This window comes from Massilia sp. 01N410 (assembly GCF_056399665.1).
This window is the reverse complement of record NZ_JBFTRV010000001.1, coordinates 216,493-239,894: the sequence shown is the minus strand read 5'-3', so window position 1 is coordinate 239,894 and position 23,402 is coordinate 216,493. Positions and strand designations below refer to the sequence as shown.

Here is a 23,402-nt window from a genome sequence, read left to right as displayed (position 1 = left end):
ATTACGCAATATTGATAATAAAACCCCCACTTCGCGCTGCTAGGGCACCGTCCTTAACGATGAAACATTCTACTGAGTGGGCTCCTGTGTAAGCAGTTGTTTCTCTATGAGTGATTTCGCCTTTCACAATTACACCAGAGTTAAAGTCGCCTCGAAGGTCACCGCGGCGTTGTGCCTCTAAGCCGGTATTCACAATTTGCCAGAAGACAGCATAAGGCATGGGCACATCCGTCTTCGCTGCAAATTCGAGGCTGATACCCTTTATCAGAGGAGCTGCATCATGCAGAAGAACCTTGGGACGAAAACCGTCTTGGAAAGTGCGAACTTTTGCGATTTGAACTTTGCCTTGCGGACGCACAGGCCACTCTGGTCGTTTGCGGTGCGACGCAGAGAATACACTAGCAGCGCGTTTGAACAATGCTACAGCACCGCTGGACGGTTTTGCGTGGCTGGTCCCAGAGCGCACTTTCCTCGCAAGGGTGTCGCCCACTGCTACGCTCGCAGACTCCATCACAAGCTGCATGTCCTCCTCACCGGCAATGTTCTTAAAGTCTTCGCGCGCGAGATGGAGCCATTTGAAGAAAGCATCCCTACGCTCTGGATGCGTTTGCCAACGGTCCGCAAAATTTTCGGCCGGGTCAGTAGGATTCTCAATCCACCACACACCATTGCGCAATTTGATATGCAGATGCATCTTTTCCAAGATGCTAGCTAGGGCTTCAGAGAGGTCGGCCTGGTTACCGTATGCCTGGGCAGCAAGCGTTGTAATGATGACTGAGATTGGCTTGACGTCAGGTTGGTCAGAAAACCTGATGTCACGATGCCGCTTTAGAATTTGCACAACCTGCTGGAGCGGCGTCTTCACTTGGTAGGTCGGAACGTCTTCAACATTGGCGTGCGCCTCTAGAGCTATTCGTTGCCGCTGCTCGTTGAATACAACCCTCATGCGCGACCGGAACCATTCAGTGAATCCGCGGGGATTACTATGCGGCCATTGGCTGGTTCGCGTTTCAAAGGTGTCGCACTCCGTGTCCGTTATAGCAATTGCGGAGTTTGCCCATTCGGCAGACAACTGCATAGACTCCAGTGCAATTCTTCGACCGTCGCCGTCTGGGATTGCAGGCAAGGCGTCAAGATGGAACTGCGCTCCTTCGGCGTAGTCTAGTGTCCAGCAACGGCGGCCTTCTGCTGCATCGGACATTCCGTACCGCTTCGCATAGAGTTTCATTTCTTTGCCAAGCATCTCCTTTAGGTCTTTCTGGCAGATTTCATGCTTACCTAAAGAGAGCTCGCATACGAGGTCGATATCGTAGTGTTCCTCATCATTGACCGGACGGATAGGCGTGCCAAGACGAAAAGACCCTTGGACGTACACATTCGGCGAATGCTCACGTAAACTTGACTCCTCCCGACCAAGCCAGTCTCCCACTGAGTGATACCTACTCTCCGCCTCCTCATAACGACTAGTGGGAACATCCAATTCAAGCGCCAAGCGCTCAAGAAAGTCAGCTGCAGCTGCTGTTACACGGAAAACCATATCTTGCCTAATCTCCAACGAAGCAAAAACTATGCGTAACTTTATCCATTTTTTTTATAAAAGGTAGTTCGGCCGGAGAACTACCTAAATCGCTCTCGAAGTCAGATACATTGAGACCAAAATTATTGTCGCTCCTAGTGGAAGAACGTAAGGTATCGGGCCTTGTCCGGACTGCAATTTAGATTGAACACGTTCGCTCAAAGCATATTGCCCACCCCACAGAACTACAGAGACTAATAATAAATAAACAAGCGCATAAACAATCAGCATACTTCCGCCAAAAAACTGAGCTTTAGTAGATGTTGCAATAACTGCAGGGATAAGCACTCCAATTGCAGTACCTGTTAAGTCAAAACAAAATTTCAAATATGGTATTGCGAACATATGCCGGAAGACCTTAGCGGGAGGCCAACCAGTGAAAACCAATGTAATACAGCAGCTACCAATCGCAAAAAGCAGGAAGCCCCAGTCAGGCAAAGCGATTTCGTTCGCAAGTTTCTCCGTTAAGCCTTCAGCCGTGCCGGCTGAAGGAAGCGTGGTATGTGAATAAATCAAGAGCAACACTCCTGCAGCGAACCCACCAAAAGCCAGCTCGCGAATCCTTCGAAGATACCTCGCCGACTGTCTTTTAAATTCGACGTTTAAATGCGTATGCTTCACTTTGTTTTCCATGGGGGGTTTATGAAAAAAGAAGTTCTTATTACGTTGATTTGTTACATTTCCACTTACGGCATCCTCGGTGTTGAAGCTAAGTTGCTGCAGATAGCTACGCCACAGCTAGCAGACATTGGAGTGTTAGCTATCAAGCCTTTTGTTCCTTGCTTAATTCTCAATGCAGTTGTCGCTTGCATTCACTTACTTGCAGAACGGCATATCCTAAGGCGCCAACGTTTCAGCAATCAAAACGCTGCTAGCTCGACGCTGTAGTAACGAGAAACGAGCGCAAACCTTCGAGACACTTGTTGCATTACAGAATTATATCACTTAATACTCCTAAGCAATTTAGATGTGCCGGTGCTGTAACGGCGCTGTTCAGGCGGCTTGAGTGGTCCGGCAAACGCTTAGAGTAAATCACGCTCGAGCATCTACACCACGCTGGAAAAGAAAGCCGCTCCATCTCTACGAAACGGAAGGAGTAACTACATATCAGTGGACTAGGAATAACCAGCTCGCACGTCCGCAGAAAGTCTGACAGGACGGTCGCACCGCCCTCGCGCTCGCAGACTGGATGCCGCGCATATAAATCGGGTGCTTACATTGGATTCCTGCTGTCTGTGGACAGGCAGGAAGCACAGGGACATAGGAGTCGCTGTCTAACCGTCGCTGACCAATCAAGGACATCCCAATGCCAAAGCCTTCTGACTACGAAATCCTAATCAGTAAGCAGTTTTTCCGACAGGAGCCAGCGCTCGCAGGTGCGACCGAAGCTTTGCTAAGCAATGCCCAAGACCATCTAACAGCTTCTAAACTCCTACGCGCATCAGGCCTTATAACTCCATCTTTTACCGCAGCATACGAAGGTCTTTCCCAGCTATTTCGAACCATGTTCGAGTACCGCGAAGTGCGCCCGGTAGATGGTTGCTGGACGAGTGCTACACAGGTCGTATGCCGAGATTTGGGGATGAACGTAGCGGAACAATGCTTTGTTAGCGTTTTGCACGATATGAGATATCCGACATCCCGCGACTCTTCGTTTCCATCAGCATCCGCAGAGGAAGCCCAGAAAGTAGCTGACCTACTTGAAAAGTATTTGCCGGTCGCGCGGGGGCTGATGCACCTGAGCTAACTTCCGGGTTTGCATTAAAAATGAACTCAACTTGGACATTTCTGAGACAACTCTCAGGAATGTACTCTCGGAAATCTCCACACGGTTGCACATGCCCAAGTCCTCAACGCAGTACTGTGGAATTACTACCGACGGTCCTGTTAGCGTGCAAGCGGCTTATAAAAGGTTTTGCCCCTGTCGCATATCCGAGCATTACTTGGTCTGCATGTGCAAGGCAATCCTGTCGCGCTTGACCGAAGCATTGCGCAGTTCTTCGATTTTCAAATCTGTACCACGACAGGCATATTTTTTGGCGAGAAAGGAGCCTACCGTTGCGCGGCGATAAATAAGGTCACTACACCTCACCCAACCGAAGCGATGACGCTTAGCGCCTAATTTGAGTGAGAAGCAATGACGACGTATCTCGATATTGACGACCTGGCTGAACTGCTAGGTCTGCGACCAAACACAATAAAACGTAAGCTTGCGGATGCCCCAATGTTAGTGCCACCTAAAATGCACATTCTTAACTCTTCAATGTTGCGCTGGCGCGCTCACGAGGTAAAAAACTGGATGTATGAGGTTGACTGGGACGCTAACAACCGCAGGCCAACAAATCGATAACACGAGGCTTGAGGTGTTCAGTGAAGTGAAGGGGTTGGACAGCTCCCAGCGCGGAGCTGTCTTTCGCGACGGTCAGCATCATGATGCGACCGCCCGCAGCGTCGTGCACGTGACGTCAATTTTGCAGAGTATCGTGACATAGGCGATTCACTGTCCAAATACGCATGTGACGATACGATTCCAAACGTAGCGTCACATAAAACCTTTATAGATACGGTGTAACGATACGGATGGGTTAACATAATGTGAAAGAGCTTGGCGAAATACAGGTCGAAGTCGCGCAGGAAGGCGTCCATGCCGACCACGTCGGTCAGCGCGGTGCCGAGGTCGCCGCGGTATTCCTGCACCCAGTCTTCCAGCGCCTTCTTCTGGAAGTCGCGCAGGCGTACGTCGAAGGACTGGAAAGCCTGCATGTATTCGTGGGCCATGGTCCCGATCGGCACCAGGTTGAATTTCTTTGCCAGGTAGACGTTCGAGGTGCCCTTGAAGAACTGCGGCAGCTCGCGCGCCATGGTCCGCACCACTTCTTCGTGCCACTCGCCGGAAAAGCGGCGGCGTACGCCGAAGTCGAAGAAGTCGAAGGGATTCAGGCGCTTTGGCTCCGCATCGAAGGCGCGCAGTTCCTCGATCTTCTGGGCCAGGCGCCGCCGAGCCTCTTCCAGCGCGGCGGCCTGGTCGAAGCGGCGGAAATACAGCTCGTTGACGATGTAGAGGACGAAGATCTCGAAGCCCATCACGTGCACGACCGGACCGGTGGCGCGGATGCGCAGGTGGGGGCCGTCGGTCGTCACTTCGATGAACTTGCGCTGGAAGCGGAACAGGGTCAGGAAGTCGGCGAAGTCGCTCTTGATGAAGCGCAGCGAGCGCATGTACTCGACCTCGTCCTCCGTGAACATCATCCCGCACAGGTGATCGAGTTCGCGCTCGACTTCCTCCTTCAGCTCGGCCAGCGGAAAGGCCGGCGTGTTGCGGCACTTGAATTCGTACTCGCCGATGGCGTTCGGGTGCATGTGCAGGAAGGCCTGCCACATCGTGAATTTATAGAGGTCGGTTTCGATCAGGCTGCGGACGACTGGTTTCATTGAAGGTCTTTCGGTTCAGGCACGGGCTTGCGCCTGTTTTTTCGTGCGGCGCTTCGGCGCCAGCATGGTGCCGCTGCAGCCCGGCGTGCCGCAGCGGCAGGCAAACAGGCGCTTGAGCGCGGGTGTGTGGCGCTCGTCATAAATGAGCGCGTAATTGTAGTTCAGCTCCTCGCCCTCGTCGATGTCGCGCAGGGCGTGGATATACACCCGGCCGTCTTCCTCGTAGGCTTCGCAGTTCGGTTCGCAGGCGTGGTTGATCCAGCGCGCATCGTTGCCGCGCCGGCCGCCGTCGATCACATTGCCGTCGGCGAGGCTGAAATAGAAGGTGTGGTTGACCGGGCCGCCGCGCTGCGCGGCGCGGGCGGTGGCATCGTCCCAGCTGATGCGCTCACCGCGGTATTCGATGATGCGTTCCCCGGCTTCGATGGGCCGCAGGGCGAACACGCCGTTGCCGTGGACCGGGGACTTCCTGACTTCATAAGCTGCGGATTTCTTCGGGATGCTCATTGCTGGGCCGGAAAGATTGAGGGGCGGAGGCCTCATTATTGCCTGAATTCCGGCAAGCCTGCCACACCGCCCCCCATTTCCAGACCTCAGGCGCTGAAGTCTTCCTCGCGGAATTCGGCGCCGGCCCGGCTCCCCGCCTGCTCGGCCCTGCGCAGCTCGACGCGGCGGATCTTGCCGGAGATGGTCTTCGGCAGGTCCGTGAATTCCAGGCGGCGGATCCGCTTGTACGGCGACAGGCGCTCGCGCGCGAAGGCAAAGATCCTGCCTGCCAGCTCGCGGGTCGGCTCCACCCCTGGCCGCAGGGTGATGAAGGCCTTCGGCACCGACAGCCGCAGCGGATCGGGGCTGGGCACGATGGCCGCTTCCAGCACGTCCGGATGCTCGATCAGCACGCTCTCCAGCTCGAAGGGGCTGATGCGGTAGTCCGAGGACTTGAACACGTCGTCGTTGCGGCCGACGTAGAAGTAATAGCCGTCTTCATCGACGGTGGCGGTGTCGCCGGTGTGATAGTGGCCGGCGCGCATGACGTCGGCCGTCTTGGCCTCGTCGCCCTCGTAGCACAGCATCAGGCCCAACGGCGCCGGGTCCAGGACAAGGGAGATCTCGCCCTCCTGGGCCGGCTGTTCGTCGGCGTCCAGCAGCGCCACACGGTAGCCCGGCAGCGGACGGCCCATCGAGCCCGGCTTGAGGAGCTGGCCCGGCGGATTGCCGATCTGGCAGGTGGTTTCGGACTGGCCGAAACCGTCGCGGATGCGGATGCCCCAGGCCCGCTCGACCTGTTCGATCACTTCCGGATTCAGCGGTTCGCCGGCGCCGACCAGTTCGCGCAGCGGCGGCTTCCACGCCGTCAGGTCTTCCTTGATCATCATGCGCCACACGGTCGGCGGCGCGCACAGCGAGGTCACGCCGCAGCGGCAGATCACGTCCAGGCAGGCGCGCGCCGAGAAGCGCTCGTAGTTGTAGACGAAGATGGTGGCGCCGGCATTCCAGGGTGCGAAGAAGCAGCTCCAGGCATGCTTGGCCCAGCCGGGCGAGCTGATGTTCCAGTGGACGTCACCCTGCTTGAGGCCGATCCAGTACATGGTCGACAGGTGGCCCACCGGATAGCTCTGGTGGCTGTGCAGCACCAGCTTGGGCTTCGCGGTGGTGCCGGAGGTGAAGTACAGGAGCAGCGGGTCGGTGGCGCGCGTAGAGCCGTCCGGGGTGAACTGCCCGTCGGCCGTGCTGCTATCCGCAAAGTCTTGCCAGCCGTCCGGCCTGCCCGCATTTCCACCACCTACCGCGATGCGGGTATAGTCGCCGGCCAGCTCCGCGAACTTATGGGCTTCGGAGGCCTGGGCAATCACGTGGCGGATATGGCCGCGCTGCAGGCGGTCTTCGAGGTCGGCGGGCGAGACCAGCATCGTGGTCGGCACCAGCACGGCGCCCAGCTTGATCCCGGCCAGCATGATTTCCCACAGCTCGACCCGGTTGGGCAGCATCAGCAGCACGCGGTCGCCGCGGCGCACGCCCTGCTCCCTCAGCCAGTTGGCCACCTGGCCGGAGCGGAGTGCCATGTCGGCATAGCTGATCTTCTTCTCGCTGCCGTCTTCCTCGACCACCCACAGGGCCGGGGTCTGGTTATCCTTCGCCTGGACGTCGAAGTAGTCGAGGGCCCAGTTGAATTCATCGAATTCCGGGGCCGGATAGTCGCGGTAGGCGGTGTCGTAGTCGAGGCGGTGCTGTTGCAGGAAGTCGCGCGTGCGGATGAAGCGCTCGTAGGGGGATGCTGCCATGGCGGTCTCCTATTATGTTCTCCTTCGAACATTCTGCCATGCCGGGCGGCATCCCTGCCACACCTGCTTCAGGGACGGCGCAATTCCTTCACTTCGCGGATATCGACTTCGCCTACGCGCACGTCGTCCTTCGGCATCATCATGTCGATGACGCGGCAGTCGCCGCACATGCGCATGCGGTCGAGGTTGCCGGCGAAGGCCGGATGCGAGGCCAGGCGCGCCAGCATGGTCTCGACCATGCGCAGGGTGCCGAAAGGCTTGCTGCAGCGGATGCAGTGGAAGGGCTGGGTCTCGTTCAGCACCACGGTCTGCTTGCGCGACTCCATCAGGTTCATCCGCGGCACCAGGCGGATCGCGTCCTCCGGACAGGTGGTGGCGCACAGTCCGCACTGCACGCAGTTCTTTTCGACGAAGCGCAGCTGGGGCGCATTCTGGCCATCCATCAGCGCCGAACTCGGGCAGGCGCCGACGCAGGACATGCACAGGCTGCAGGCCGAGGCATCCACCGCCAGCGTGCCGAACGGCGCGCCCGCCGGCAGCGGGATCTGGTCGACCTTGACCGGGGCGTGGCGCACCAGGTGGTCGAGGGCGTAGTCCAGCGTGTTGCGCTTGTCGGCGGCGATGTTGAAGCCGGCGCGCTGGCTTGGGGTGTGTCCACGCGGCACGTGCTGCAGGCCGACCGCCAGCTCGTCCACGCTGCCGGCCCGCAGCAGCTGCAGGTGGGGGCCGGCGTAGCCGAGACCGTCGAGGATGGCCTGGGCGATCTCCATCTGCTGGGCCAGCGCGGCCGCGTATTGCGGCGCCTCGGCCGCCGTCGTCAGCACCGTGATGCCGGCCGCGCCATAGGCCAGGGCGCTCAGCCAGACGTCGATGCCGGTCGAGGCCGTGTGGTGCAGGCCGAGCGGCAGCAGGCGGCCGGGGACGGCATCGCCGAGCTGGGCCAGCAGGGCCGCTCCTTCGGCGCCGTGCAGCAGCACGACGGGCTCCACGCCGCCGGCCTCCGCATAGGCCTGCAGCGCGGTCTTGATGCGGCCGCCCGTGTGGCCGGCGGACGGATAGGCGTAGGAGATCGCACCGGTCGGGCAGACCGTGGTGCAGGCGCCGCAGCCGGCGCACAGATAGGGGTTCACCTTGATCAGGTCGCCGGCGCCTTCGATCGCACCGGCCGAGCAGATCTCGACGCAGGCATTGCAGCCGACCAGCTGGTTGCGGCTGTGGGCGCACAGGCGCTCCTTGTAGCTGAAATATGTCGGCTTTTCGAATTCGCCGACCATGTCCAGCAGCTCCTCGACGGCGGCCGCGCGCGCGGCTTCATCCAGTCCCGGCGCGTAGTAGCCGTGCGGGTGCTGGTGGGTCGCGATCTGCGGACTGGCGCCGAGGTCCAGCACCAGGTCGAACTTGCCATGCTCGGGCGCGCGGCCAGGTGCCTGCCAGGTGGCCTGGAAGGCGCCCAGCCAGCCGCTCAGGACGATGGCGCGGGCCGGGAACACGGGGTAGATGCGCAGCGGCGGTTTGCCTTCAACATCGAGCAGCAGCACCGTCACGTTCAGGCCGGCGGCCAGGCGGTCGGCCCAGGGCAAGGCCTGGGCGCTGCTGCCGATCACCAGGGTGTGGCCGGCGGAGCGGTAGCCGACCGTGTCCAGCGCCTCCGGCGGCTCGATGTTGCCGAGCGCGGCGATGGCGGCCGTGCGGGCGAGCCGATTGCGTGCCTCGATTTCCGGATCGGCGCCCTGCCCTTCGATGAAGCGGATATTCATTGTGTCTCTTGCTCAGGTGGTTGTTGTGTTTGTATTTGCGGTTCTTCTTCCGGGTCCTCGATCATCTTCAGGAAGGCGCTCCTGGCGTGATCGAGCGAGGCCAGCATCTGTTCCGACACCGGGCTGGGCTGGGTGTAGTCGTCGATGTAGACGTCCAGCCTGTCCATGGTGTTGAAGTGCGGGTCGGCGAACAGTTTCTTCAGCGCGCTGCGGCGCACGGCCTGGTCGACGCCGCGGGCGACGAAGGCCGAGAAGTCGGATCCGCTGTCCAGGGTGGCGACGTCGTCCATCGTCGGCAGCGGGCGTTCCGGGGCCTCATTCGGCTGAGGCTGCGGCTGCGGCTGCGGGATCGAGTGCGATGCGGGCTGCGCGGCAAGGGCCGTGGCGACGGCGGCGGGCTCGGCCGGCTGCAGCGGTGCCGGCCCGGCCGGCGCCACGCCGCCTTCCCGGGCTTCGCTCCGAAGTTCGTTCTTTCTACGCGCCCAGCGGCGCAGGAAGCCTTCGTCGGACATGGTCACCCGTGCTGCCGGCCGCGCCGCGGCTTGGGCTGGTAGTGCTCGCGCAGATAGGCGGCCACCCAGGCGTAGATATCGGCGGACATGGTGACCCCGTCGGCGTTCTCGCCCGAGTCGAACATGCGCGTGCCCTCGACATAGCTGACCGAGGCCCGCACCGGCATCGCCCGCCCGTCTTCCATGCGCCACAGCACGAAGACCTTGGACTCGGGCGCCATCACGTTTTCGTAATAGCCCTTGTTCTCGTCCGGATAGAGTTCCAGTTCGAGGCCGGAGACCAGGTAGTAGTCGCGCTCCGGCGTCTGGCTGAGCATCTGCACGTGCGGCAAGTTGCCGCGGTCGGGCACCACGCCCACCGCTTCCCAGGCTTCGTCCGCCCACACGTGCCGGACGCTGCGGCGCTGCATCAGTACCGCGATCGGCATGCTGCCCATCTTCATCGCTCGCTCACCTCATCCTCACTTCTTGCTGACATTCTTCGGCGTGTCCTTCTGTACCGTCGGCGGGGCGTCCTTCGGCTGGGCCTGGGTCGGGACCTTCTTGACGTCCTCGCTCGGCGGCGCCGTGCCTAGCTTCTCGCTCTTGATCGCCGGCTGTCCGGCTGCCTGTCCTGCGGCCGTGGTGTTGCCGGCGCCAGGCGAGCCCGCAGGCGGCGGATTCGCCGGCCCGGCGGCGGTGACGGCGCCTGCCGCCGGCGCCGCCGCCGCGATCGCCACCGCGGGATGGGTCTTCCAGCCCTGCTCGGCGGCGCGCGAGCGCCAGCGTGTGGTGACGGCATCCATCGACGCCGCCAGGCTTTCCTTGTCCTTGGCGGCCTGGACGTCGGCCTTGGCCTTCTTCTCGGCCGCGGCCTGCTGCTGGGCCGGGGTCGGCGGCGGCAGGGCCGCCCAGGCCACGCTGGCGATCAGCAGGCCGGCGATCAGCAGGGCCGCCTTGATCGCCGGGTGGCGCCCCTTGTGCGCCCGCTTGAAATGAATGGTTCTCATCGCATCGTCCTCGTCGTTTCCGCGCTTCGCCCAACGTCCGGCTCAGCGTCCGGGGGCAGCGCTGTTGGCGCCCGGATCGCGGTGGGCGGCGGCCGGCTGCGGCGCCGGTTCCGCCGCCGGCTTCACCGGGTTGTTGCCGCTGTCGCCGGACGGCTTCTCGGTCGCGCCCGTCTGCGCGGCGATGCCGCTGGACGGCGTCGACACGCCAGAGCTCGGGCCCTGGCCGGTTTCGCGCGTGCTGCCGCCGGTGCCGGCGCCCGCCGTATTACCGCCGGCGCCGCCGGCGATGCCCGGGGTACCGCCCGCATAGGTGGCGTCGGTCTTCGGTTTGTTATTCCTTGCCATCACCACGCCGCTGGACTCGCCGCCGGCCGTCACCATGCCCGGGAACCTGGTCTGGCGCATCGACTCGTCGCCGTGCTTCTTGCAGCCGGCCGCGCTCACAAGCAGCGCCAGGGCGCCCGCATGCATAAGAAAAACTAATGCTTTCATGGCCTGACTCCCGGCGGCAGAGTGCCCGGTGCGCCGCCGGCCGGCGGATGGTCGGGCGGCGGCACGTGATTGTCGAAGGTGCCCGGCGGCACGCCGGCCTTGACCTCGTCGTACCAGATGCCGTGGTGGGCCCGCGCCCAGGCTTCGTCGACGTCGCCATGGCGCATCGCGTGGTAGGCACCCGGCGTGCCCCAGGTGCCGATATAGATGTGGCCCATGGCGGCGGCGATGTAGAAGGTGGCGCCGAGCAGATGCAGGTAGTTCGCGATCTGCAGCACGTAGCGGGTCTGGCCGAAGGCGACGAAGTCGAGGATCAGGCCGCTGATCGACATCACCAGGCCCAGCAGGGTCACGCCGAACCAGAACCAGCTCTTCTCGCCGGCATTGAAGAAGCCGGCCGGCACGTGTTCGTGGCTCAGCATGCCGCCGGCCTTCCTGAACCACAGCCAGTCGACCTTGCGGAAGAAATTCCGGCGCAGGAAAGTGAAGAACATTAGCACCGAGCACAGGATGAACAGCGGGCCGATAAAGTTGTGCAGGTACTTGAAGATATAGGCGATGAAGGCGAACACGTCATGGCCGACCAGCGGGATCAGCAGCTTCTTGCCGAACAGGATCACCAGGCCGGTGACGGCCAGGATGATGAAGCTGATCGCCGTCGCCCAGTGGATGTGGCGCTCCCAGTTGGTGAAGCGCTGGATGCGGCGCCCGGTATCCGGCGATCCCGACTGCAGCTTGCCGACCACCTTGGCGACCAGGAAGACGGCCAGCAGCGCCAGCACCAGCACGGTGCCGGCCAGGGTGGCGAGCGGGCCGTTGCGGAACACCCGCCACTGGTTGCCGCCGCGCTGGACGATGACGTCCCCTTCCTTGTTGCCGTACTGGCCGAGGTAGTGGCGGTCGATATGCACGCGGCCGGAATTCTTCGAGGCCAGGCCGGGATCGGGCACGCGCGAGTCCTGCTGGGCCTGCAGGATGGTCTGCTCCTCGGCATAGGCCGGCTCGGCGCGGTTGTTCGGGACACCGGCCCAGGCCGTCGACAGGCTGAGCGCCATGAGCACACACAGGATGATCGATCGCATGGTCGGCTCCTCAGGGGTTGGCCCGGTTGTATTCGTTCTGGTGCTGGTTGCGGTTACTGATCGTCCCCCACCAGGCCAGCCTGTCGTTGTGGAAGTGGGTGGCGAACGGCAGGTTGTCCTTCTTGCCGGCGTACTGGCCCTTGATCCAGTGCGGGTGCTGGTCGACTTCCAGGCAGCCGGCCAGCAGCGCCATGGGAATCAGCATGAGGATGAGACGCTTCATGTCGGCAGCCTCCCCTCGTCGTTCTGCGAATCCTTGAGGTTCTGGTTCTCGCGCGGTCCCTGGCCGGTGGCCTTGATGTCGCCGCCGCGCTTCGGCTTGCCGTAGGCGATCTTCCAGCCCCACAGTTCCGGACCGTAGCCGCGGGTTTCGACGCGCTGGCGGTAGATGTCCGCGATGACGCCGGCATCGCCGCCGATCAGGGCCTTGGTGCCGCACATCTCGGCGCAGGCCGGCAGCTTGCCTTCGGCGATGCGGTTGCGGCCGTATTTCTTGAATTCGGCTTCCGAGGTATCCGGTTCCGGACCGCCGGCGCAGAAGGTGCACTTGTCCATCTTGCCGCGGTGATTGAACAGGCCGCTCTCAGGGAACTGCGGGGCGCCGAAGGGGCAGGCGTAATAGCAGTAGCCGCAGCCGATGCACTGGTCCTTGGAGTGCAACACGATGCCGTCTTCCGTGTGGTAGATGCAGTTGACCGGGCACACCGCCAGGCAGGGCGCATCGGTGCAGTGCATGCAGGCCACCGAGATCGAACGTTCGCCGGGAACGCCGTCGTTGATCGTCACGACGCGGCGCCGGTTCACGCCCCAGGGCGTCTCGTTCTCGTTCTTGCAGGCCGTCACGCAGCCGTTGCAGTCGATGCAGCGCTCCGTGTCGCAAATAAACTTCATCCTGGCCATAAGACCTCCTAAACTTGGGCCCCCGCCTGCGCGGGGGCGACGAGCTAACTTATGCGCGCACCAGGCGGCACAGCGATACCTTGGTTTCCTGCATCATCGTCACGGCGTCGTAGCCATAGGTCCAGCCGGTGTTGACGGCCTCCCCGCGCACTTCCGGCGCCCCGCCCTCCGGATAGTGCTTTTCGAGGTCCTCACCCATCCACCAGCCACCGAAGTGGAAGGGCATCCACACCAGGCCCTGCGGCACGCGCTCGGTCACCATCGCCATCACCTTGAGGTTGGCGCCGGTCGGGGTTTGCACCCAGATGAAGTCGCCGATCTTGACGCCGATCTGGGCCGCATCGTTCGGATTCACCTCGCAGAACATGTTCTGCTGCAGCTCGGCCAGCCAGGGGTTCGAACGCGTCTCCTCGCCGCCGCCCTCGAACTCGACCAGGCGGCCGGAGGTCATGATGAGCGGATAGTCCTTCGAGAAGTCGACCTGCTGGACCGACTTGTACAGGGTCGGCAGGCGCCAGAAGGCGGCCTTGTCGTCGTAGGTTGGGTACTTCGCCACCAGATCGCGGCGCGGCGAGACGATCGGCTCGCGGTGGGTCGGGATCGGGTCCGGGAAGTTCCAGACATTGCAGCGCGCCCGCGCATTGCCCCAGGGCGCGCAGCCGTGGGAGATGACGACGCGGATAATGCCGCCCGACAGGTCGGTCTTCCAGTTCTTGCCCTCGGCAGCAAGCTGCTCTTCCGGCGTCAGGTCGGCCCACCAGCCGAGCTTCTTCATGAAGACGTGGTCGAATTCCGGATAGCCGACGTCGAGTTCGCTATCCTTGTTGGTCGAACCGTCGGCCGCCAGCAGGGTCTCGCCGTTGTGCTCGACGCCCCAGTTGGCGCGGAACGGCAGGCCGCCTTCGGCCACGGACTTGTGCAGGTCGTACAGGATCGGCGTGCCTGGATGCTTCATCTCCGGCGTGCCCCAGCAGGGCCAGGGCAGGCCGTAATAATCGCCCTTGCAGGGCCCATCCTCGGCCCGCAGCGTGGTCGGGTTGAAGGTGTGCTTGTTCTGCATGTGCAGCTTGAGGCGCTCCGGCGAGCAGCCGGTATAGCCGATGGTCCAGCAGGAGCGGTTGATCTCGCGAAGGATGTCCTCGATCACCGGCTCGTTCTCGACCACCTTGATGTTCTTGACCAGTTCGTCGCCGAAGCCCAGCTTGCGGGCGAACAGGTACATGATCTCGTGGTCGGTCTTGCACTCGAACAGGGGCTGGATGACGCGTTCGCGCCACTGGATCGAGCGGTTCGAGGCCGTCACCGAGCCCTGGCACTCGAATTGCGAGGCCGCCGGCAGCAGGTAGACGCCGTTCTCGCGCCCGTGCATCGAGGCCGTCATGCTCGGATAGGGGTCGATCACGACCAGCATGTCGAGCTTCTGCATTGCCGCCTTCATGTCCGGCAGGCGGGTCTGGCTGTTCGGCGCGTGGCCCCAGTAGAACACGGCGCGCAGGTTGCTCGGCTGGTCGACGTACTGGTTCTGCTCGTTCACCGCGTCGAACCAGCGCGACACCGTGATGCCCGGCTTTTCCATCAGCTCCTTGGAGCCGAAACGCGACTTGATCCACTCGTAGTCGACGCCCCAGACGGCGGCGAAGTGCTTCCAGGCGCCCTCGGCGATGCCGTAATAGCCCGGCAGCGAATCGCCGTTCGGGCCGACGTCGGTGGCGCCCTGCACGTTGTCGTGGCCGCGGTAGATGTTGGCGCCGCCGCCCGGGGTGCCGATATTGCCGAGCGCCAGCTGCAGGATGCACAGGGCGCGCACGTTGGCGGTGCCGACGTGGTGCTGGGTGATGCCCATGCACCAGACCACCGAGGACGGGCGGTTCTTGGCCAGCATCTCGGCCGCCATGCGCACCGAGGCCTCCGGCACGCCGGTGACGTCGGTCACCTTGTCCGGGGTCCATTTGGCGACTTCCTTGCGGACATCATCCATGCCGTTGGTGCGGGCGGCGATGTATTCCTTGTCTTCCCAGCCGTTCTCGAAGATGTGCCACAGGATGCCCCACACCAGCGGGATGTCGGTGCCCGGACGGACCCGTACGTAGTGGTGGGCGAAGCGCGCCGTGCGCGTGAAGCGCGGATCGACCACGATCATCTTGGCGCCCAGCTCCTTCGCGTGCAGGAAGTGCAGCATCGAGATCGGGTGGGCCTCGGCCGGATTCGAACCGATGAACATCACGGCCTTGCTGTAGTGCAGGTCGTTGAAGGAGTTCGTCATCGCGCCGTAGCCGAAGGTCTGGGCCACGCCCGCCACCGTGGTCGAGTGGCAGATGCGCGCCTGGTGGTCGCAGTTGTTGCTGCCCCAGAAGGAGACCCATTTGCGCAGCAGGTAGGACTGCTCGTTGTTGTGCTTCGAGCTGCCGATGACCATCAGCGCGTCGGGACCGGATTTCTGGCGCAGCTCGAGCAGCTTGTCGCCGATCTCGTTGATGGCCTGGTCCCAGGAGATGCGCTCGTACTTGCCATTGACCAGCTTCATCGGATAGCGCAGGCGGTGCTCGCCGAAGCCGTGCTCGCGCACCGAAGCGCCCTTGGCACAGTGGGCGCCCATGTTGATGGGCGAGTCGAAGGCCGCTTCCTGGCGCACCCAGACCCCGTTGCTGACCACCGCCTCCACCGAGCAGCCGACCGAGCAGTGGCTGCAGACGGTGTGCTTGATCTCGGTCTTGGTCTCGGCCGCATTGACCGGATCGGCCGCGCTGGCCGGTTCGATGACGTTCAGCGGCAGGTGACGCGCGACCGCCGCGGCGCCGGCCGTCACGCCGGCACCGACCAGGAATTTGCGGCGTTTCAGCCCGCTGTCGCGCGATGTCTTCACCAGGGTCATGGCAACTCCTTACCAGTAAGCGGCCGTCTGGTAGTAACGGCGGATGTGTTCGGTCTCGTGGTAGCCCTTGGGTTTGGCCGGCGGCTCCGGGGCCGGCGCGGGTGGCGCGGCCTCGGCGGCGCCGGCGCGGGCGGCCACCACGGCAAGGGCGCCCAGCGGCGCGGCCTTCAGCAGGCTGCGGCGGGCGGGGTCCGGAACTTTGTCGTTATCTGCCATGGCGATCCTCATGCGGCAAGGGTTGCGTCGGCCGGCTCCCACACCCTGAAGGCATGGGCTTCGACCGCCAGGAAGGCGCCGGCGAAGGCGGCGACCACCCGGTAGAAATTGGCGGGTTCGGCGCCCGCGATGGCGGCCACGCAGGCCGCGTACCAGGGCTGGATGTGGGTGACGAACAGCTGCTTCTGCTCCAGCAGCGGCTGGCGCGCGATGCCCGGTGCGCCGGTGATCAGGACCCGCATGGTTTCGCACAGGGCGCCCAGGTGGTCTTCGAACTCGCCGACGCCCCGCGCGCGCGCGATGCGCAGGCGCGCCAGGTCCTGGCGCAGCCCGGCCAGCGGAAAGTCGTTCATGTGGCCCGTCAGGTAGAAGGAGCCATAGGGATTCAGGAGCGGGGTGCCGGTGCTGATGAAGAGGTTCGCGAATTCCTCGGACACCGCGCTGGCATCGACCACGCTGGCGGCCTGGGTCAGCTTCAGCCACGCGTCTTCGAGCGCGCGCCCTGCCTCGTCCTCGCCGTCGGCGGCGATCGGGTCGGCCGCCGCCAGGGCAGCCAGCAGGACATCGTCGGGCGGTGCCAGCATCAGGCGGGCGATCAGGGCATAAAAATCGGCCCTGGCCTGGTCTTCGTCGGACACGGGCATCGAGATCGTTTGAAAAGACGTGGCTTCCTGCGGCACTGAGCGGTTCTCCCGTTAACAAATCTGCACTGAAAGTGTAGTCCCGGGGAACCCAAAGGGCGCGCACGGTTGAACTTCTTCGCCTTTTCTATTTCATGCCGGCCGCGTGCATCAGTACCCGCAACAGCCAGGCGACAGCGCCCAGCGCCGCAACACCGAGCAGCCAGAGGCCGAGCATCCAGCCCAGCCTGCGCATCCAGAGCGTATTCATCAGTGATAACCCTCCGTGTCGACCACCTTGCCTCGGAACACGTAATACGACCACCCCGTATAAGCCAGGATCAGGGGCAGCACGATCAGGGTGCCGATCAGCGCGAAGCTCTGGGTGGCCGGCGGCGCGGCCGCTTCCCAGATCGTGATCGCGGGCGGCACGATGTGCGGCCAGATGCTGATTGCCATGCCGATATAGCCGAGCAGGGTCAGCGCCAGCGCGGCGATGAAGGGCTGGCGGTGCGGATCGCGCTTGAGCGACCACAGCAGCCAGAACGCCGACCCGGCCACCAGCAGCGGCACCGGCGACAGGATCAGCAGGTTCGGGAAGCTGAACCAGCGCGCGGCCACCTGGTGCTGGGACAGCGGGGTCCAGATGCTGACCACCACCACCGCCGCCAGCAGCAGCAGGGCAAAGGGCCGCGCCAGGGCGACCATGCGGCGCTGCAGTTCGCCCTCGGTCTTCATCACCAGCCAGGTCGCCCCCAGCACCGTATACGCGATCATCACGCCAAAGCCGGCCGCCAGCGGAAACGGCGCGAACCAGTCGAGCGGCCCGCCGGCATAGCTGCGTCCCGACACCGGAATCCCGGACAGGAAGGCGCCCAGCGCCACGCCCTGGAAAAAGGCCGCCGCCATCGAGCCGCCGGTGAAGGCCAGGTCCCAGATCGGCCGTTCGCGGTCATTGGCCTTGAAGCGGAATTCGAAGGCGACGCCGCGGAAGATCAGGCCCAGCAGCATGAAGATCAGCGGCAGGTAGAGGCCCGGCAGGATCACGGCGTAGGCCACCGGGAAGGCGGCCAGCAGCCCTTCGCCACCCAGCACCAGCCAGGTTTCGTTGCCGTCCCAGATCGGCGCCACCGAATTCATCATCGCGTCGCGGTCGCGCCTGGCCGGGACGAAGGGGTAGAGCATGCCGATGCCGAGGTCGAAGCCGTCCAGGATCACGTACATGAACACGGAGAAGAAGATGATGCCGGCCCAGACCGCGGTGATGTCGATGTCCATGTCCATGTTCACGTCATATTGTCTTGGTTGGCGGAGGCATCGGCCTCCGGCACCGACAGCGGCCGCGCCGGCGTGCGTCCCCTGCCCGGCCCGCCTTGCGGGATGCGCGTGGTATCGAAGGCTTGCGGCCCCTTGCGCACCAGCCTCAGCACATAGGCGATGCCGACCCCGAACACAAAAAAGTAGGAAACCACGAACAGCGCCAGGCTCAGCGCCACCGGCCCGGCGTCGATCTTCGAGGCGCCGTCGGCGGTGCGTAGAACGCCATAGACGATCCAGGGCTGGCGCCCGACCTCGGTGGTGATCCAGCCGGCCAGCACCGCTACCAGACCCGCCGGCCCCATCCACATGGCCATGCGCAGGAAGCCGCGGCTGTCGAACAGGCGCTTCCTGAAGCGTAGCCACACGCCCCAGGCGCCCAGCGCGATCATCAGCAGGCCCAGGCCCACCATCACGCGAAAACTCCAGAACAGGATCAGGGAATTCGGCCGCTGGTCGCGCGGAAATTCCTTCAAACCCTTGATCTGGCCGCCCCAGGTATGGGTCAGGATCCAGCTGCCCACGCGCGGGATGCCGATGGCGAACTTGGTTTCCTCGTCCTCCATGCTGGGTATGCCGAACAGCAAAAGTGGCAGGGGCTTGTCGCCCTCGTTTTCCCAATGCCCCTCGAGGGCGGCGATCTTGGCCGGCTGGTGCTTGAGAGTGTTCAGGCCGTGCATGTCGCCGACCACGGCCTGGATCGGCGCCACGATCAGCACCATCCACATCGCCATCGACAGCATGGTGCGCACCGCCTCGCTCCCCCGTCCCTTGAGCAGATGCCAGGCCGCCGAGCTGCCGACGAACAGCGCGGTCGACAGGAAGGCCGCGATCGACATGTGCACCAGCCGGTAGGGGAAGGAGGGATTGAAGACGATCTTGAACCAGTCGACCGGCACCATGCGGCCGTTGACGATGTCGTAGCCCTGCGGCGTCTGCATCCAGCTGTTCGAGCCGAGGATCCAGGTGGCGGAAATCAAGGTGCCGAGCGCGACCATGCAGGTGGCGAGGAAGTGCAGCCCGGGCCCGACCCGGGTCCAGCCGAACAGCATCACGCCGAGGAAGCCGGCCTCCAGGAAGAAGGCGGTGAGCACCTCGTAGGCCAGCAGCGGCCCGGTGATGGCGCCGGCGTATTCGGAAAAATAGCTCCAGTTGGTACCGAACTGGTAAGCCATCACGATGCCGGAGACCACGCCCATGCCGAAGTTGACGGCGAAGATCTTCAGCCAGAAGTGATAGAGATCGACGAAGACCTGGCGCCTGGTCTTCAGCCAGCACAGCTCGAGCACGGCCAGGTAGCTGGCCAGGCCGATGGTGATGGCCGGAAACAGGATGTGGAACGACATCGTGAACGCGAACTGCAGGCGCGCCAGGTCCAATGCCGCCAATCCGAACATGAGTCCCCTCCGCTATTGTCGTGTACGGAATCTAGCACGTGCTGAGCCGCGCACGATTGGCGCAGTAGCGATGCCTGGCCGCGTTCAAAATGCCACGGAGTATGATCAGGCGTCGAGGAAGCCCCGGCTTTGCGAACGCAAGCTCGGCATGGGGCCGTATAATCCGGGGTATTGACATCCATTCGCATCCTTTATCCGATGATCCAGGCCATCTCTTTCCAGAGCGACGACAAGCCGCTGAACGTTCCCGCGCTCAAGGCCAGCTGCTCGGCCTGCAGCATGCACCAGCTGTGCCTGCCGATGGGCCTGGAAGACGCGGACATCGACCGCCTCGACAAGATCATCGGCCGCCGCCGCCGTCTCGAGCGCGACGAAGCCCTGTACAAGATGGGCGAGCCCTTCCGCAACCTCTACGCGGTGCGCTTCGGCCACTTCAAGACCTACCAGGTGAATGCGGCCGGCGAGGCGCAGATCACCGGTTTCCAGATGGCCGGCGAACTGCTGGGCATGGATGCGATCAGCGCCGACCGCCACCACTGCGACGCCGTCGCGCTGGAAGACAGCGAAGTCTGCGAGATTCCCTTCACCAACCTGGAAGACCTGTTTGGCCAGGTGCCTGCCCTGCTGCGCCACTTCCACCGCATCATGAGCCAGGAAATCACGCGCGAGCAGAACGTCATGCTCCTGCTCGGCAATATGCGCGCCGAGCAGCGCTTCGCCGTCTTCCTGGTGAACCTGTCGGCCCGCTACGCCGCGCGCGGCTATGCGGCCAACAGCTTCCAGCTGCGCATGTCGCGCGAGGACATCGGCAACTACCTGGGGCTGACCATCGAGAGCATCAGCCGCCTGCTGTCGCGCTTCAAGAAGCTTGGCCTGCTGCAGGTCGACAAGCGCGAAGTGACCCTGCTCGAACCGGCGCGGCTGAAGGCGATGGCGGCCGGGACCGAGCAGTGCAGTCCGATGGCGTGATCAACTAGCCTGTTGGATTGCTTCCGGCTTTTGATCGGCCGGTGCGGCTTCCGGCGCGACGACGTTGCCGTCGACGACTTGCACGACCATTTGTTCGCCTTGCGGGGCCGGGGCCAGGCAGTTGTATTTCAGGCACTCCCCTCGACAATAAGATCCAGTGGGTACATGCTGGTCGTCCGGCGTAGGCCAAGCACAAAACGGAGGTCGACATGACGACAAGTAACTTAGTTGAAGAACTCTCGGGCGCTCCATCCCGCCATGGGCTTCTTCAGGACATTGGCAGCTTGCGCGAAGGCCGAACCCGGCTCGATCTGGATGGGTTTCGATTCGATCCGATACGCAAGCTTCCACTCTATGTCTTCAATCTCGTCGACGACGACGGAGCTCTTGTCGGCCAGTATCACTTTGCACCGGGCGCGCCGGAAGCGGTGGGAGAGATCGGCAACGCCGGGGGATACGTGGATGAAGCGTACCGGAACAGAGATCACAGCAAAGACGCCATCAAGGCCTTGGGCGAGCTGGCGTCGCGACACGGAATGGACTCGTTCATCATCACCTGCCCGAAGGACAACGAGGCCGCGCGTAAAGCCCTGGACCAGGTCGGCGTAGAAATGGCGAATCGTGGCGACAAACTCTGTTTTTACGAAATTCCGGCATCGAAATCGAACTGAAGCAACCACGACGAGGAGACAGAGATGATCAAGGTGAGCGTGATGTATCCCAACGGCCCGGACGCCCGTTTCGACGACGACTACTACCGGGAGCGGCACATGCCCATGGTGAAGGAACTGATGGGCGATGCTTTAATGTACTACACGATCGACAGGGGAATGGCCGGCGGTGCGCCGGCGTCGAACGCGCCCTACATCGCCATGGGTCACCTGTTCTGCGACTCGGTCGATGCCTTCCAGGCCGGCTTCGGCCCGCATACGAAGGAAATCATGGGCGACATTCCGAATTACACCAACCAGACGCCGGTCGTCCAGATCAGTCAGGTGGTGGTCGGCCAAGCCTGAGCCGGGCGGCCGCCTCATCCTTCCCAGCGCGAGCCGGGAAGGATGCCGCACATGTTCCCGCGCTGGAATCCGGGACCCTTGAAGGCGAGGAAATCGTCATTGAAGCTAGCGAAGGTGGTGTCCGGGCGCCGCTTCAGCACCCGGTGGCCGAAATCCTGTCCGCGCGGGTGGGCGGCGACCACGGCGGCGCGCTGTTCCGCCGTGAACTGGTCGAAGTTGCGGCCCGCCATGTCCATGGCGGCGCCGGCCTGCGAAGGCAGGACTACCTGAGCAACGTGGATGCGGACCGTGTGGCCGCCGCCTGGCGGAACTGGTGCGGCGCCTTGGGTGATATTCGATCGCTCACCACGACGGTTGGCAAACCGGTGCCGAAATGACCCACCCGAGGGGAAACCATATTCGTGCAGATCGGCGCCAGGATCTACCAGCGTCGTCGATGCAGTACACGTAATCCCGGGCGGTGCCGAGCCAGGCTGCATAAGCCGGATTCGCTTCACTGCCGGGCGCGCCACCTCAAGCGCGAATGGATATACTCAGCATATCCGCCCACTATTGGGAATCGCGTGATGAACCGACGCCGCGACTACAAGACCGCCCTATTGATCGACGCAGCGATCTACTCGAGCTCTGCTGAAGTACGCGCGCACGCCGCCGGCGAACTTTCAGAGCGGCCCCTCCCGCCTGATTTCGAGATGCGCATCTTTTTGGAGCCGAATAGGCGTCGCCACAACCCACCTTCGCAGCAGCCGGAATTTCCGGAGTAATCGCGTCCAGGTGGACTGTCCGGGACCGCATGCAAATACGATTGCCATGATGCGACTGCCCACGTCCGCTCATGGGACCCGAAGGGACATCGGCATATCGCCGATCGCAGCCGCTTCAGGTATTCTCACGCACGTAACTATTGATTTCCTTGCCGTTCAGTTCAGTTTTCATTTCGTACGTCATTCCCAGGCGCTCGGCGACACGACGCGATGATTCATTGCCAGAAGCGATCAGTGCCCGAACCTTCGGCTCACCCCGGACCTCGAACGCATACTTCAGGACTGCCGCCGCCGCTTCGTTCGCAATTCCCTTTCCCCAGAATGCCCGATAGGTATTCCATCCCATCTCCATCACGGTTGATTCGTGGCGGAAGAAAGCGCCCACGCTGCCAACCAGCTGACCTGTCTGCCGGTCCTCTATCGACCACCAGCCAGCCCGGTTCAGGAGCCAGAATCCAGCATGTGAGTTGAAGATGCGCCAGGCGGTCTGACGGTCTGCCGAGCCTAAATGCGCTGAGCTTTCAGCATTCGACAAATGATCCGCAAATAATTCGAAGTCTTCAACACGATATTCCCGAAGCGTAAGCCGATCGGTGTGAAGGCGAGGCACGGAAATCGTAAGGGCGTCATTCATGAGAAGTGCATCCTTAAATGTTTACATGGTGTTCAGCCACCGCGTACGGCATCCTTGCTCAGCGACAGGCACGAGGTTTTGTTCGGCATTCCTAAGCAAACTGAAACTCCCCGGCATACCCATGAAAGAACTTCCACGTCGGGTCTTCATGCACCTTGCCGGCGAACTCTTCGTCGGGAAAACGATCCTTGACTCCCTGAACAAAAGCTTTCGCATCGAATGAAGGCGCAAGATAGATATAGTAAGTCCGCTTGCCTGCAAAGGTTTCGATAACGGCAATCAGCCCTCGCGTTTCATCGTCGAAGGGCGTCGTCACGCAGCTGCCCAGCGTTATGAGCGAGTCGTTGTAATCCCCTTCCGGAAGACCGTTTTCCCTCACATGCTTCAGCTTGTGCGTCAGTACCAGCAATCGCGGAAACGTCGGCCGAAGTCGCGCGAACTCCGCGACCTTGACGTCCGGCCGGCGCATATAGAGCGGAAAGCCCTCGTACATGGTATTGCCGTTGAGCCAGCTTCGCTTCGATGTCGTCATGGCTTGTTTGCCTTCATCTTTCCGATAACAGCGTGGAGTCGAA

Annotated in this window: 27 protein-coding genes; 5 read left to right on the top strand and 22 right to left on the bottom strand. The window is 62.5% G+C overall.

What is annotated here, in order from left to right; all coding sequences use genetic code 11:
* Window position 1: 1 nt before the first annotated feature.
* Together AC1DOP_RS01100 and AC1DOP_RS01095 are read right to left on the bottom strand one after the other, a co-directional pair.
* Complete coding sequence (locus AC1DOP_RS01100; RefSeq protein ID WP_477249226.1) at window positions 2-1,537, bottom strand: nucleotide-binding domain-containing protein; 1,536 nt, start codon at window positions 1,535-1,537, stop codon at window positions 2-4.
* An 84-nt stretch (window positions 1,538-1,621) separates the two neighbouring features.
* Complete coding sequence (locus tag AC1DOP_RS01095) at window positions 1,622-2,209, bottom strand: hypothetical protein (protein WP_477249224.1); 588 nt, start codon at window positions 2,207-2,209, stop codon at window positions 1,622-1,624.
* 9 nt (window positions 2,210-2,218) lie between these two features.
* Here AC1DOP_RS01095 and AC1DOP_RS01090 point away from each other — a divergent pair, with 9 nt between their 5' ends.
* Window positions 2,219-2,464 (top strand): hypothetical protein, encoded by a 246-nt coding sequence (locus AC1DOP_RS01090; protein ID WP_477249222.1) that lies wholly within the window; start codon window positions 2,219-2,221, stop codon window positions 2,462-2,464.
* A gap of 1,479 nt (window positions 2,465-3,943) precedes the next feature.
* Here AC1DOP_RS01090 and pncB read toward each other — a convergent pair.
* The 17 genes from pncB to AC1DOP_RS01005 form a co-directional block, all read right to left on the bottom strand.
* Window positions 3,944-5,008, bottom strand: coding sequence for a nicotinate phosphoribosyltransferase (gene pncB / locus AC1DOP_RS01085; RefSeq protein ID WP_477249220.1), 1,065 nt, complete (start codon window positions 5,006-5,008; stop codon window positions 3,944-3,946).
* Window positions 5,009-5,023: 15 nt separating this feature from the next.
* Complete coding sequence (locus AC1DOP_RS01080) at window positions 5,024-5,515, bottom strand: SET domain-containing protein (protein ID WP_441934109.1); 492 nt, start codon at window positions 5,513-5,515, stop codon at window positions 5,024-5,026.
* An 86-nt stretch (window positions 5,516-5,601) separates the two neighbouring features.
* Window positions 5,602-7,290, bottom strand: coding sequence for an AMP-binding protein (locus AC1DOP_RS01075; protein ID WP_477249217.1), 1,689 nt, complete (start codon window positions 7,288-7,290; stop codon window positions 5,602-5,604).
* A gap of 68 nt (window positions 7,291-7,358) precedes the next feature.
* A complete protein-coding gene (locus tag AC1DOP_RS01070) occupies window positions 7,359-9,047 on the bottom strand; it encodes a 4Fe-4S binding protein (RefSeq protein ID WP_441934105.1) in 1,689 nt (562 codons plus the stop codon).
* Complete coding sequence (locus tag AC1DOP_RS01065; protein ID WP_441934103.1) at window positions 9,044-9,559, bottom strand: DUF3306 domain-containing protein; 516 nt, start codon at window positions 9,557-9,559, stop codon at window positions 9,044-9,046. Before AC1DOP_RS01065 ends, AC1DOP_RS01070 begins: the two co-directional genes overlap by 4 nt.
* 2 nt (window positions 9,560-9,561) lie before the next feature.
* Window positions 9,562-10,002 carry a DUF3305 domain-containing protein gene (locus AC1DOP_RS01060; RefSeq protein WP_477249215.1) on the bottom strand — a complete coding sequence of 147 codons (441 nt, stop codon included), beginning with the start codon at window positions 10,000-10,002 and terminating at the stop codon, window positions 9,562-9,564.
* 18 nt (window positions 10,003-10,020) lie between these two features.
* Complete coding sequence (locus tag AC1DOP_RS01055; protein WP_477249213.1) at window positions 10,021-10,548, bottom strand: hypothetical protein; 528 nt, start codon at window positions 10,546-10,548, stop codon at window positions 10,021-10,023.
* A gap of 42 nt (window positions 10,549-10,590) precedes the next feature.
* Entirely contained in the window at window positions 10,591-11,040 is a 450-nt protein-coding gene (locus AC1DOP_RS01050; protein ID WP_477249211.1) for a hypothetical protein, read from the bottom strand.
* A complete protein-coding gene (locus AC1DOP_RS01045) occupies window positions 11,037-12,122 on the bottom strand; it encodes a formate dehydrogenase subunit gamma (protein ID WP_477249209.1) in 1,086 nt (361 codons plus the stop codon). The genes AC1DOP_RS01050 and AC1DOP_RS01045 overlap by 4 nt, the downstream gene beginning before the upstream one ends.
* A 10-nt stretch (window positions 12,123-12,132) precedes the next feature.
* On the bottom strand, window positions 12,133-12,345 hold the full coding sequence (locus AC1DOP_RS01040) for a hypothetical protein (protein WP_441934093.1): 213 nt from the start codon (window positions 12,343-12,345) through the stop codon (window positions 12,133-12,135).
* The gene (gene fdh3B / locus AC1DOP_RS01035) at window positions 12,342-13,022 is read right to left on the bottom strand and encodes a formate dehydrogenase FDH3 subunit beta (RefSeq protein ID WP_441934091.1); all 681 of its coding nucleotides are present in this window, start codon (window positions 13,020-13,022) and stop codon (window positions 12,342-12,344) included. Before fdh3B ends, AC1DOP_RS01040 begins: the two co-directional genes overlap by 4 nt.
* 49 nt (window positions 13,023-13,071) lie before the next feature.
* The gene (locus AC1DOP_RS01030; protein ID WP_441934089.1) at window positions 13,072-15,894 is read right to left on the bottom strand and encodes a formate dehydrogenase subunit alpha; all 2,823 of its coding nucleotides are present in this window, start codon (window positions 15,892-15,894) and stop codon (window positions 13,072-13,074) included.
* A gap of 9 nt (window positions 15,895-15,903) precedes the next feature.
* Complete coding sequence (locus tag AC1DOP_RS01025; protein ID WP_441934087.1) at window positions 15,904-16,110, bottom strand: formate dehydrogenase; 207 nt, start codon at window positions 16,108-16,110, stop codon at window positions 15,904-15,906.
* Window positions 16,111-16,118: 8 nt separating this feature from the next.
* The gene (locus tag AC1DOP_RS01020) at window positions 16,119-16,754 is read right to left on the bottom strand and encodes a TorD/DmsD family molecular chaperone (protein WP_441934085.1); all 636 of its coding nucleotides are present in this window, start codon (window positions 16,752-16,754) and stop codon (window positions 16,119-16,121) included.
* A gap of 124 nt (window positions 16,755-16,878) precedes the next feature.
* On the bottom strand, window positions 16,879-17,001 hold the full coding sequence (locus AC1DOP_RS01015; protein ID WP_441934083.1) for a DUF2474 family protein: 123 nt from the start codon (window positions 16,999-17,001) through the stop codon (window positions 16,879-16,881).
* A complete protein-coding gene (gene cydB / locus AC1DOP_RS01010; protein ID WP_441934450.1) occupies window positions 17,001-18,008 on the bottom strand; it encodes a cytochrome d ubiquinol oxidase subunit II in 1,008 nt (335 codons plus the stop codon). Before cydB ends, AC1DOP_RS01015 begins: the two co-directional genes overlap by 1 nt.
* A gap of 8 nt (window positions 18,009-18,016) precedes the next feature.
* Entirely contained in the window at window positions 18,017-19,444 is a 1,428-nt protein-coding gene (locus AC1DOP_RS01005; protein ID WP_441934081.1) for a cytochrome ubiquinol oxidase subunit I, read from the bottom strand.
* 198 nt (window positions 19,445-19,642) lie between these two features.
* Here AC1DOP_RS01005 and fnr point away from each other — a divergent pair, with 198 nt between their 5' ends.
* The 3 genes from fnr (at window position 19,643) to AC1DOP_RS00990 (ending at window position 21,429) form a co-directional block, all read left to right on the top strand.
* Window positions 19,643-20,413 (top strand): fumarate/nitrate reduction transcriptional regulator Fnr, encoded by a 771-nt coding sequence (fnr, locus tag AC1DOP_RS01000; protein WP_441934079.1) that lies wholly within the window; start codon window positions 19,643-19,645, stop codon window positions 20,411-20,413.
* Between the two features lie 209 nt (window positions 20,414-20,622).
* Window positions 20,623-21,084, top strand: coding sequence for a GNAT family N-acetyltransferase (locus tag AC1DOP_RS00995; RefSeq protein ID WP_477249205.1), 462 nt, complete (start codon window positions 20,623-20,625; stop codon window positions 21,082-21,084).
* Window positions 21,085-21,108: 24 nt separating this feature from the next.
* Window positions 21,109-21,429 carry an EthD family reductase gene (locus AC1DOP_RS00990; RefSeq protein WP_441934075.1) on the top strand — a complete coding sequence of 107 codons (321 nt, stop codon included), beginning with the start codon at window positions 21,109-21,111 and terminating at the stop codon, window positions 21,427-21,429.
* Window positions 21,430-21,443: 14 nt separating this feature from the next.
* Here the strand turns inward: AC1DOP_RS00990 and AC1DOP_RS00985 are convergent, their stop codons facing one another.
* A complete protein-coding gene (locus tag AC1DOP_RS00985; protein WP_441934073.1) occupies window positions 21,444-21,665 on the bottom strand; it encodes a hypothetical protein in 222 nt (73 codons plus the stop codon).
* Window positions 21,666-21,995: 330 nt separating this feature from the next.
* Here AC1DOP_RS00985 and AC1DOP_RS00980 point away from each other — a divergent pair, with 330 nt between their 5' ends.
* On the top strand, window positions 21,996-22,193 hold the full coding sequence (locus tag AC1DOP_RS00980) for a hypothetical protein (RefSeq protein ID WP_441934071.1): 198 nt from the start codon (window positions 21,996-21,998) through the stop codon (window positions 22,191-22,193).
* A 115-nt stretch (window positions 22,194-22,308) separates the two neighbouring features.
* Here the strand turns inward: AC1DOP_RS00980 and AC1DOP_RS00975 are convergent, their stop codons facing one another.
* Both AC1DOP_RS00975 and AC1DOP_RS00970 read right to left on the bottom strand, forming a co-directional pair.
* Window positions 22,309-22,827 (bottom strand): GNAT family N-acetyltransferase, encoded by a 519-nt coding sequence (locus AC1DOP_RS00975; protein ID WP_441934069.1) that lies wholly within the window; start codon window positions 22,825-22,827, stop codon window positions 22,309-22,311.
* Between the two features lie 91 nt (window positions 22,828-22,918).
* Window positions 22,919-23,359: a DUF695 domain-containing protein gene (locus tag AC1DOP_RS00970; protein ID WP_441934067.1), complete on the bottom strand. Its 441-nt coding sequence runs from the start codon at window positions 23,357-23,359 to the stop codon at window positions 22,919-22,921.
* Between the last annotated feature and the right edge of the window lie 43 nt (window positions 23,360-23,402).

Coding starts and splice junctions, on each gene's coding strand:
- AC1DOP_RS01080 (WP_441934109.1), bottom strand. CDS start 5,515: ATGAGCATCCCGAAGAAATCCGCAGCTTATGAAGTCAGGAAGTCCCCG.
- AC1DOP_RS01005 (WP_441934081.1), bottom strand. CDS start 19,444: ATGTTCGGATTGGCGGCATTGGACCTGGCGCGCCTGCAGTTCGCGTTC.
- fnr (WP_441934079.1), top strand. CDS start 19,643: ATGATCCAGGCCATCTCTTTCCAGAGCGACGACAAGCCGCTGAACGTT.
- AC1DOP_RS01030 (WP_441934089.1), bottom strand. CDS start 15,894: ATGACCCTGGTGAAGACATCGCGCGACAGCGGGCTGAAACGCCGCAAA.
- AC1DOP_RS00995 (WP_477249205.1), top strand. CDS start 20,623: ATGACGACAAGTAACTTAGTTGAAGAACTCTCGGGCGCTCCATCCCGC.
- AC1DOP_RS01050 (WP_477249211.1), bottom strand. CDS start 11,040: ATGAAAGCATTAGTTTTTCTTATGCATGCGGGCGCCCTGGCGCTGCTT.
- AC1DOP_RS01025 (WP_441934087.1), bottom strand. CDS start 16,110: ATGGCAGATAACGACAAAGTTCCGGACCCCGCCCGCCGCAGCCTGCTG.
- AC1DOP_RS01095 (WP_477249224.1), bottom strand. CDS start 2,209: ATGGAAAACAAAGTGAAGCATACGCATTTAAACGTCGAATTTAAAAGA.
- AC1DOP_RS00970 (WP_441934067.1), bottom strand. CDS start 23,359: ATGACGACATCGAAGCGAAGCTGGCTCAACGGCAATACCATGTACGAG.
- AC1DOP_RS01100 (WP_477249226.1), bottom strand. CDS start 1,537: ATGGTTTTCCGTGTAACAGCAGCTGCAGCTGACTTTCTTGAGCGCTTG.
- AC1DOP_RS00980 (WP_441934071.1), top strand. CDS start 21,996: ATGAACCGACGCCGCGACTACAAGACCGCCCTATTGATCGACGCAGCG.
- fdh3B (WP_441934091.1), bottom strand. CDS start 13,022: ATGGCCAGGATGAAGTTTATTTGCGACACGGAGCGCTGCATCGACTGC.
- AC1DOP_RS01015 (WP_441934083.1), bottom strand. CDS start 17,001: ATGAATACGCTCTGGATGCGCAGGCTGGGCTGGATGCTCGGCCTCTGG.
- cydB (WP_441934450.1), bottom strand. CDS start 18,008: ATGGACATCGACATCACCGCGGTCTGGGCCGGCATCATCTTCTTCTCC.
- AC1DOP_RS01060 (WP_477249215.1), bottom strand. CDS start 10,002: ATGAAGATGGGCAGCATGCCGATCGCGGTACTGATGCAGCGCCGCAGC.
- pncB (WP_477249220.1), bottom strand. CDS start 5,008: ATGAAACCAGTCGTCCGCAGCCTGATCGAAACCGACCTCTATAAATTC.
- AC1DOP_RS01045 (WP_477249209.1), bottom strand. CDS start 12,122: ATGCGATCGATCATCCTGTGTGTGCTCATGGCGCTCAGCCTGTCGACG.
- AC1DOP_RS00990 (WP_441934075.1), top strand. CDS start 21,109: ATGATCAAGGTGAGCGTGATGTATCCCAACGGCCCGGACGCCCGTTTC.
- AC1DOP_RS01020 (WP_441934085.1), bottom strand. CDS start 16,754: ATGCCCGTGTCCGACGAAGACCAGGCCAGGGCCGATTTTTATGCCCTG.
- AC1DOP_RS01055 (WP_477249213.1), bottom strand. CDS start 10,548: ATGAGAACCATTCATTTCAAGCGGGCGCACAAGGGGCGCCACCCGGCG.
- AC1DOP_RS01065 (WP_441934103.1), bottom strand. CDS start 9,559: ATGTCCGACGAAGGCTTCCTGCGCCGCTGGGCGCGTAGAAAGAACGAA.
- AC1DOP_RS01040 (WP_441934093.1), bottom strand. CDS start 12,345: ATGAAGCGTCTCATCCTCATGCTGATTCCCATGGCGCTGCTGGCCGGC.
- AC1DOP_RS00975 (WP_441934069.1), bottom strand. CDS start 22,827: ATGAATGACGCCCTTACGATTTCCGTGCCTCGCCTTCACACCGATCGG.
- AC1DOP_RS01075 (WP_477249217.1), bottom strand. CDS start 7,290: ATGGCAGCATCCCCCTACGAGCGCTTCATCCGCACGCGCGACTTCCTG.
- AC1DOP_RS00985 (WP_441934073.1), bottom strand. CDS start 21,665: ATGGACATGGCGGGCCGCAACTTCGACCAGTTCACGGCGGAACAGCGC.
- AC1DOP_RS01090 (WP_477249222.1), top strand. CDS start 2,219: ATGAAAAAAGAAGTTCTTATTACGTTGATTTGTTACATTTCCACTTAC.
- AC1DOP_RS01070 (WP_441934105.1), bottom strand. CDS start 9,047: ATGAATATCCGCTTCATCGAAGGGCAGGGCGCCGATCCGGAAATCGAG.